Origin of the sequence: Arthrobacter sp., assembly GCF_031988865.1 — a bacterium.
In the GTDB taxonomy this organism is placed as follows: domain Bacteria; phylum Actinomycetota; class Actinomycetes; order Actinomycetales; family Micrococcaceae; genus Arthrobacter_B.
On the sequence record NZ_DALZXY010000099.1, the window covers coordinates 3,911 to 11,690 of the forward strand.

Consider the following 7,780-nt stretch of genomic DNA (forward strand, 5'->3'; position numbering starts at 1 on the left):
GCCCAATGCAAAACGGGAGGGACGGCAACCGCCGCCCCTCCCGCCGTCGTACTTCAGTTAATACCTAGAGCTGTGAGCCGACCTTGAAGTCGGTCTCGTCGCCGCGGGTGTAGGAGAAGCCGTCCGCGCCGATGGTCACTTCCATTTCGGAGGAGTCGGTGCGGGCCACAACCTGCTGCGGGTTGCCGTCCAGGTCCAGGACCAGGGAGGCCTCGGTGTACCAGGACGGGACCACGGGGTTGCCCCACCAGTCGCGGCGCTGGTTGTCGTGCACGTCCCAGGTGATGGTGGGGTTGTCCGGGTCGCCGGTGTAGTAGTCCTGCGTGTAGATCTCGATGCGGTGGTCATCCGGATCCAGGATGTACAGGTAGAACGCGTTGGAGACGCCGTGGCGGCCGGGGCCGCGCTCGATCCGGTCGGAGATGCGCAGGGCGCCCATCTTGTCGCAGATTTGGATGATGTTGTGCTTCTCGTGGGTCGCGAACGCGACGTGGTGCATGCGCGGGCCGTCGCCGCCGGTGAGGGCGGTGTCATGCACGGTGTCCTTGCGATGCATCCAGGCAGCGTAGGTGACGCCGTCGGAGTCCTTGATGTCCTCGGAGACGCGGAAGCCGAGGTCCTCCAGGTAGCCGCGGCCGCGCGGGACGTCGGGGGTGACCTGGTTGAAGTGGTCCAGGCGGACCAGCTCGCCGGCCGAGTAGAGGTCGTAGCGCTGGGTCAGGCGTTCCACGTGGTCCACGGCGTAGAAGAACTCGTACGGGAAGCCCAGCGGGTCCTCGACGCGGACGGAGTCGCCCACGCCCTTGGTGAAGCCTTCGGCCCGGCGCTCGGTGCGGCAGCCCAGTTCCTTGTAGTACGCCTCGGCAACGTCCACGTCTTCCGGGGTGCGCACACGGTAGGCGAAGGAGGCGACGGCGGCGACCGGTCCCTTGCGCAGCACCAGGTTGTGGTGGATGAACTCCTCGAGGGAACGCAGGTAGATCGCGTTCTCATCCTCTTCGGTGACGTGCAGGCCCAGGACGTCCACGTAGAACTCGCGGGACTTGGCCAGGTCGGTGACCACCAGTTCCATGTAGGCGCAGCGGACGATGTCCGGCGGAGCGATGGACGGCGTGGGGATCGGGTTGGGGTTGGCGTTCATGGTTTCTCCTTACGGGGCCGGTCTGCTCTGACCGGGCCCTGTCTATGGCTGATTAAGCGTCTGTGAGCTGGTTAAGCGCCGAACTTGGGGGTGTGGACGGTGCCGAGGGTGATGTGGACGGCCTGCTGGTCGGTGTAGAAGTCGATCGAGCGGTAGCCGCCTTCGTGGCCCAGGCCGGAGGCCTTCACGCCGCCGAACGGGGTGCGCAGGTCCCGGACGTTGTGGCTGTTCAGCCACACCATGCCGGCCTCGGTGTCCTGCGCGAAGTTGTGCGCGCGGGTCAGGTCCTGCGTCCAGATGTAGGCGGCCAGGCCGTACTTGGTGTTGTTGGCCAGTTCCAGGGCCTCGGCGTCGGAGTCAAACGGGGTGATCGCGACGACGGGGCCGAAGATCTCCTCCTGGAAGATCCGTGCGTCCGGCTTCACATCGGCGAAGACGGTGGGAGCGATGTAGTTGCCCTCTTCCAGGCCTTCGGGGCGGCCGCCGCCGGCCAGCAGGCGGCCTTCGGTCTTGCCGATCTCCACGTAGGAGGCCACCTTGTTGTAGTGCTCGGGGTGCACCAGCGCGCCGACCTGGGTCTTCGGATCGTGCGGGTCGCCGACCACGATGTTCTTGGCGCGGGCGGCGTAGCGCTCGCAGAACTCGTCGTACACCGGGCGCTCGACCAGGATGCGGGAGCCGGCGGTGCAGCGCTCGCCGTTGAGGGAGAAGACACCGAACAGGGCGGAGTCGATCGCGGCGTCGAGGTCCGCGTCCGCGAAGATCACGCACGGGCTCTTGCCGCCGAGCTCCATGGACAGGCCCTTCAGGTTCTCCGCCGCGTTGCGGAAGATGGTCTGGCCGGTGGTGGTTTCGCCGGTGAAGGAGATCAGCGGAACGTCCGGGTGCTTCACCAGCGCGTCGCCGGCTTCCTCGCCGAGGCCGTTGACCAGGTTGAACACACCGGCCGGCACGCCGGCTTCGGTGAAGATATCCGCCCACAGGGAGGCGGAGAGCGGGGTGAACTCGGCCGGCTTGAGCACCACAGTGTTGCCGGTGGCCAGCGCCGGGGCGAGCTTCCAGGACTCGAGCATAAAGGGCGTGTTCCACGGCGTGATCAGGCCGGCGACGCCGATCGGCTTGCGGTTCACGTAGTTGATCTGGCTGCCGGGCACCTTCATCGCGTCGTCGAACTGGGCGACGATCAGGTCAGCGAAGAAGCGGAAGTTCTCCGCGGCGCGCAGGGCCTGGCCCTTGGCCTGGGTGATCGGCAGGCCGGTGTCGAAGGTTTCCATCTCCGCGAGGCGGGCTTCCTGGGCCTCGACGGCGTCGGCGATCTTGTTCAGGATGCGGGCGCGTTCGCGCGGCTTCATCTTGGGCCACGGGCCATTGGCGAAGGCTTCGCGGGCGGCGGCGACGGCGGCGTCGATGTCCTCCTTCTGGCCGGCGGCGGCGGTGGCGTAGTTCTGGTTGGTTACCGGATCCAGCACATCGAAGGTGGCGCCGTTGATCGAGTCGACGAACTCACCGTTGATGAAGTGCTGGATGTGTGTGGGCAGGTTTTCCGGAACGTAGTGCTCAGCCATGGGGCGTCTCCTTTGATGCTGTGGTCTTGGTGGGGGTGGTCTTTGTTGCGGTCGGGGGTTCGGGGGCAGCGGCGTTGTGTTTCAGGTACGCGTCGAGGGTGGCGATCCGGTGGGCGCGGGCCGCGGCCTCGATGGTGCCGTCGTCGGCCTTTGACTCGATGAGCCGCAGCAGCTCATCGTGTTCGGCCACCGAATCCTGGGCCCGGCCGGGAACGTAGCTGAAGGTGGAGGAGCGCAGGGCGCCCAACCGGTTCCAGCCGCGATGGACCAGGTCCAGGATGTGCGGATTGGGACAGTTGGTGAACAAGGCGGAGTGGAAGTCCCGGTTCAGGGCGGTGAAGCGGACCGGGTCGAAGTGCTCCAGGCAGTTCCGCATTTCTGCGTTGATCGCCTTCGCCTTGGACAGGTCCTCGGCGGTGACCAGGGGAGCGGACAGCGCCGTCGCATAGCCTTCCACCAGGCTCAGGGTCTGCATGGTGTAGAGGTACTCGGTGGGGTCGATGCCGGTGACGGTGGCGCCGACGTTCCGCTCGAACCGGACCAGCCCTTCGGCCTCCAGCCGGCGGATCGCCTCGCGCACCGGGACGGCGGAGCAGCCCAGGTCGTTGGCGATCCGGCCGAGTACCAGGCGGTAGCCCGGTCCGTATTCACCGGAGGCGATTTTGGACTGGACGGCCTGGTAGGCCTGTTCGGCCTTGCTGGTGCTTCCGGCAGTGTTGCTGGGCAGAGAAGGGCTCACGCCTGTTCCGCCGCCCAGGCCTCGTACTTTTCCTTCCAGGCGGCGTTCATCGGGTACAGGCCGTCGACGCCGTGCCCGGCCTGGACCATTTCGGCGATGAACTCTTCCTGGTGTTCCTGCTTGATGCAGGCTTCCACGAGTTCCGCGGCGATGGCCGGCGGGATCACCAGGATGCCGTCGTCGTCGGCCACGATGATGTCCCCGGGCTGGACGGTGGCGCCGCCGCAGGCGATGGTGAGGTCGGTGTCCCAGGGGACGTGCCGGCGGCCGAGCACGGCGGGGTGGGGGTTGGCGCAGTACACGGGCAGGTCGATGCCGGCCACGGTGGAGTAGTCGCGGACGCCGCCGTCGGTGATGATGGCTGCGGCGCCGTTGTGCTTGGCGCGCAGGGCGAGGATGTCGCCCAGGGTGCCGGTGCCCTTTTCGCCGCGGGCTTCCATGACCAGGATTTCGCCGTCACGGACGGTATCGATGGCGCGCTTCTGGGCGTTGTAGCCGCCGCCGTGGGACTTGAAGAGGTCCTCGCGGTTGGGCACGAAGCGCAGAGTACGGGCGGTGCCCACCACCTTGCGGCCGGTCTTGGTGCCGGTGAGGCCGTCGATGGAGACGTTGTTCAGGCCGCGGGCGCGCATCTGCGAGCTGAGGGTGGCAGTGGCGACGGATTCCAGTTTGGCCTTGAGCTCGGGGGTGAGCGTGGGCTGCTTCGGGGTGAGGCCTGCCTTTTCGGCGGAGCCCCAGGCTTCTTCGCGCTGCTTGTCATCGATTTTGGGCTGCGCGCCAAAGGCGGCCAGCGGCGTCGTGCCTTCGGTGACCGTGGCGACCAGACGGCCGGTTGTCAGGCCTGTGGAGGGGGAGTCCACCTCGATTTCGACGACGTCGCCCGGGACGGCCACGGAGGCGCCGGCGGGGGTGCCGGTGAGGATCATATCCCCGGGTTCGAGGGTGAGCAGCTGGGAGAGGTCGGCGACCAGCTGCGCGAAGGGGAAGAGCAGGTCTTCGGTGGTGTCGTCCTGCGCGAGTTCGCCGTTGACCCAGGTGCGCATGCGGAGGGCCGCGGGGTCGACGGCGGCGGCGTCGAGGATGGCCGGGCCCACGGGGGTGAAGCCGTCGCCGCCCTTGGAACGGAGGTTGGAGCCTTTGTCTGCCCAGCGGAGGTCGTACACGCCGAGGTCGTTGCTGGCGGTGACGCCGCCGACGTAGCTCCAGGCGTCGTCGATGCTCACGCGGCGGGCGGTCTTGCCGATGATCAGGGCGATTTCGCCTTCGAAGCCGAGCAGTTCGCAGCCGGCCGGGCGTTCCACGGTGCCGCCGGTGAGGGCGAGGGAGGAGCTGGGCTTCAGGAAGTAGGAGGGCTGCTCCGGGGTGCGTCCGCGTTCTGCTGCCCGGCTGGGGTAGTTGATGTGGACGGCGATGACCTTGCCGGCCGAGGCCAGGGTCTCCGGTGTGGCGGGGTTGCTCGTGGACATCTCACTCCTGAATCAGGTACGAAATCGTATACGATCCAGTGTGCCTTGTGGGGTGGGTCACGTCAAGGGGTGGAGGCATTGGGTGACCTCCATCTGATCGTGCTGCCTGTCGGCCAAGCCCAAGCGCGTTGTTGCAGCTTCCTCCTCTTATGTCAGATATCATTTTTCAGATTGGGGGGAAAATGAGTCTGGCAGGAAAGAAGATCGGCTGGAGTTTTTGGGGAACATTAACCCCATCACTAGTAAATGCCGCACTTCTAGCGGCCGCTGCCGCGTACACCACCTGGAAGGGTATTGATCCACAAGCGACACCCTTTGGAGTGCCCTTTTGGGTGCCGGTGGGCCTGACTGTCGCCGCAGGTGTGCTGGGGGCCTTGGATCGCTTTTTCGCGGGTAAGAAAAGACGGGTTGGTGCCTCCGGTGTGGCCGAGGTGGCCTTCTCGGCCCTGATGGAGTTGGAAAAATCCGTTCAAGGCTTGATGGCCGATGATGGTTTTGACCGATACTCTCATAGCCTCGTTGAAGGCCTCGGGCCAAAGCTCTTCCGCGAAAGAGAAGTCCGAATCGGATTCTATTTACTTGAAGCGGGTGAATCGGAATCTGAGGACATGAATTACCTCAAGCTTAGGGCTGGTTACGACCATGGCGGCGGACTTCCAATTCTGCTCTATGCAGACAAAGTGGAGGATGGCAAAAGGGATCATGCGAGAGAGATGATTGAACGCGCTGAATCCATCAAGGACTTGGTGGTGCCGAATATCTATCGCAATTCCCCGGGGTGGATTCGTTTAGAAGGAGAAAGGCGAGATTCATACTCTTGTTTTATTACGGCTCCAGTTCTTGACTCCAAGCATGAAAAACCTCTGGGGATCCTGACTGTGGATGCGCCAAACGCGAGGGATTTAACAACACAGGACAAAAAGTGGGTCCGCATGGTCGCACGCCTGTTGTCACATGGGCTGGTGGAAGAGATGTTGCATGGTGGTGGCGAAGGCGATCGGACGAGTATTGAGAATCAGTCCATATATGAACCTAAGGTCCCTAATCCACTCGGGGCACAACGGCACTAGTCGGCTCCATGTCGAGCTTTAGAGTCAGATAGTATCGTTATAGCTACATGTGATTCGTCACTGTACATAGAGGGAAGCGCGGAGGAGGGGCTATGCCTTCAGTCGTCGATGTTGCAGCCTATATTCTCGATAAAAAAGGCGAAATGTCTACAATGAAGTTGCAGAAACTTTGTTATTTCAGTCAGGGGTGGGCGCTCGCGTGGACCTCGGAACCGCTTTTTAATGAGGAGTTTCAGGCATGGGCCAAAGGTCCTGTTTCTAGGCCGCTGTTTTCTCAGCATAAGGGTGAATACTCAGTTGCCTTGCTCCCGGCTGGTGAGTCGAGCAATCTTGGGCAACGAGATCGGACCGTAGTAGACGCTGTTCTCGAGGTCTATTCGGACATGTCAGGAGTGCAACTCAGCGAAATAAGTCATAGAGGCTTTCCTTGGAAGAGCGCTAGGGGGGGCCTTCCAGAGGGTGCTCGCTGTGAGACGGTGATTTCCAAGGAGAGTATGAAACAACACTTCAAGGCACTTTTGTAAGCGCCTCAAATTGATTAGGGTGCATGTTTGACCTCTCGTTTCATTGGTAGAGTTCCCTAGGTGGGGCGTCCCCGAGGCTCAACCCGATCGGCTCGGCCAAGTTGATGCCTTAAAATGCATAAGTCTGTCAGTGAGGGGCAGAAGCAGCCCGGCAGCGGGATAGTAGCGGCTAAAGTCTGGATTTCAGGTGTGTTGACAGCACTCGAACGGAGACAGGCAGAATCAGTGGGATTGCTTGGTGTGCCTGCCCTAGCGTGCTTTGCTGCGGGAATCTCGAGGATGAGCTAGGCTCTCCCGGTGAATGCGCAGAATCCCGACTACTCGTGGTTACCACATCGGCATCATCAGGTGCTGTTCACCCTCGCCCAGGCAGATGACCACATCTGGCGTTGTCTTGATGCCCTCTACGATTACGTCACGGGCGACACCATGGAACTCGAGACGGTACCACGGGAGGGGCGGGCTCATCTGACAGTGAAATCCGTGGCCTCTCTTCCTGAAGCGGTGGCACGCTATGCTGCCGATGCCCTGACTCAAATGAGGGCAGCGCTTGAGCACACACTCTTTGCCGAAGTGGAGTACCAGCTTCAGCGTTCTTTGACTAGCAAGGAAGAGCGCTGCATCGAGATGCCCGTGTATGACGAATCGGGAAAGTTCACTAAATGGTTGAAAGACAAGAGGCGAGCAACCGTATCGCCACTGCATGAAGGTTCAGAGTTGAGCGCGAGAATCGCAGAGCTACAGCCGTATAACCATAGTGATTACGAGCATCATCCTCTGCGGTTGTTGGCCGAGTACACGAATCAGGCTAAGCACCGTGCGCCGGCAGTTGCATCGACGCGCTTGGGGGTAATCATTCCTGATTATGCGCATCCCGAACTGGAAATCCACGGATTTGGCGAGGACCAGGTTCTCCGTTCCGGAACGGTCCTGGTTAGTGGCCCGTATACGCTGAACGTCGGACTCTCGATCTGGCCGCAGGTCTCGATTATGCGTCCTCATACGCAGAGCTGGCATCTGCTTATTCGAGAACTTCAAAGCATCGAGCTGTGGGTCCGAACCGTAGCGCTCCCACATCTGATAGTTGGCCGCCAGGATGTTGATGCTCTTCCACCACATCTGGACATCACCCGCGGATACTCCGACTTCGAAGATGCCCTGAGGCATGCGGAACCCACCTCGGCAGGGGAACGAGCGGATTCCAGGATACGAGCGGAAGCTTGGGGGAGGGAGATGCGTGAACTCCAACAAATTATGGGTTCAACGACGACTAAA

Annotated in this window: 7 protein-coding genes; 3 read left to right on the forward strand and 4 right to left on the reverse strand. The window is 62.4% G+C overall.

Features of this window, described 5'->3' with window-relative positions:
- Positions 1–64: 64 nt before the first annotated feature.
- The 4 genes from hpaD to RTN46_RS14645 form a co-directional block, all read right to left on the reverse strand.
- Positions 65–1,141, reverse strand: a complete 1,077-nt coding sequence (hpaD, locus tag RTN46_RS14630) for a 3,4-dihydroxyphenylacetate 2,3-dioxygenase (protein WP_312182450.1) — start codon at positions 1,139–1,141, stop codon at positions 65–67.
- 71 nt (positions 1,142–1,212) lie between these two features.
- The gene (gene hpaE, locus RTN46_RS14635; RefSeq protein WP_312182452.1) at positions 1,213–2,706 is read right to left on the reverse strand and encodes a 5-carboxymethyl-2-hydroxymuconate semialdehyde dehydrogenase; all 1,494 of its coding nucleotides are present in this window, start codon (positions 2,704–2,706) and stop codon (positions 1,213–1,215) included.
- Positions 2,699–3,445, reverse strand: coding sequence for a GntR family transcriptional regulator (locus tag RTN46_RS14640; protein ID WP_312182453.1), 747 nt, complete (start codon positions 3,443–3,445; stop codon positions 2,699–2,701). Before RTN46_RS14640 ends, hpaE begins: the two co-directional genes overlap by 8 nt.
- Complete coding sequence (locus tag RTN46_RS14645) at positions 3,442–4,911, reverse strand: fumarylacetoacetate hydrolase family protein (protein ID WP_312182455.1); 1,470 nt, start codon at positions 4,909–4,911, stop codon at positions 3,442–3,444. Before RTN46_RS14645 ends, RTN46_RS14640 begins: the two co-directional genes overlap by 4 nt.
- Positions 4,912–5,060: 149 nt before the next feature.
- Between RTN46_RS14645 and RTN46_RS14650 the strand changes: the two genes are divergently transcribed.
- The 3 genes from RTN46_RS14650 to RTN46_RS14660 all read left to right on the forward strand — a co-directional run.
- Positions 5,061–5,981: a hypothetical protein gene (locus tag RTN46_RS14650; protein ID WP_312182457.1), complete on the forward strand. Its 921-nt coding sequence runs from the start codon at positions 5,061–5,063 to the stop codon at positions 5,979–5,981.
- 92 nt (positions 5,982–6,073) lie between these two features.
- Positions 6,074–6,505 carry a type II toxin-antitoxin system antitoxin SocA domain-containing protein gene (locus RTN46_RS14655; protein WP_312182459.1) on the forward strand — a complete coding sequence of 144 codons (432 nt, stop codon included), beginning with the start codon at positions 6,074–6,076 and terminating at the stop codon, positions 6,503–6,505.
- A gap of 297 nt (positions 6,506–6,802) precedes the next feature.
- On the forward strand, positions 6,803–7,780 hold a 978-nt coding region (locus RTN46_RS14660), incomplete at its 3' end, for a hypothetical protein (protein ID WP_312182461.1).

Bases quoted from the DNA above. Each gene is read 5' to 3' on its own strand.
- hpaD (WP_312182450.1), bottom strand. From the start codon at position 1,141: ATGAACGCCAACCCCAACCCGATCCCCACGCCGTCCATCGCTCCGCCG.
- hpaE (WP_312182452.1), bottom strand. From the start codon at position 2,706: ATGGCTGAGCACTACGTTCCGGAAAACCTGCCCACACACATCCAGCAC.
- RTN46_RS14645 (WP_312182455.1), bottom strand. From the start codon at position 4,911: ATGTCCACGAGCAACCCCGCCACACCGGAGACCCTGGCCTCGGCCGGC.
- RTN46_RS14650 (WP_312182457.1), top strand. From the start codon at position 5,061: ATGTCAGATATCATTTTTCAGATTGGGGGGAAAATGAGTCTGGCAGGA.
- RTN46_RS14655 (WP_312182459.1), top strand. From the start codon at position 6,074: ATGCCTTCAGTCGTCGATGTTGCAGCCTATATTCTCGATAAAAAAGGC.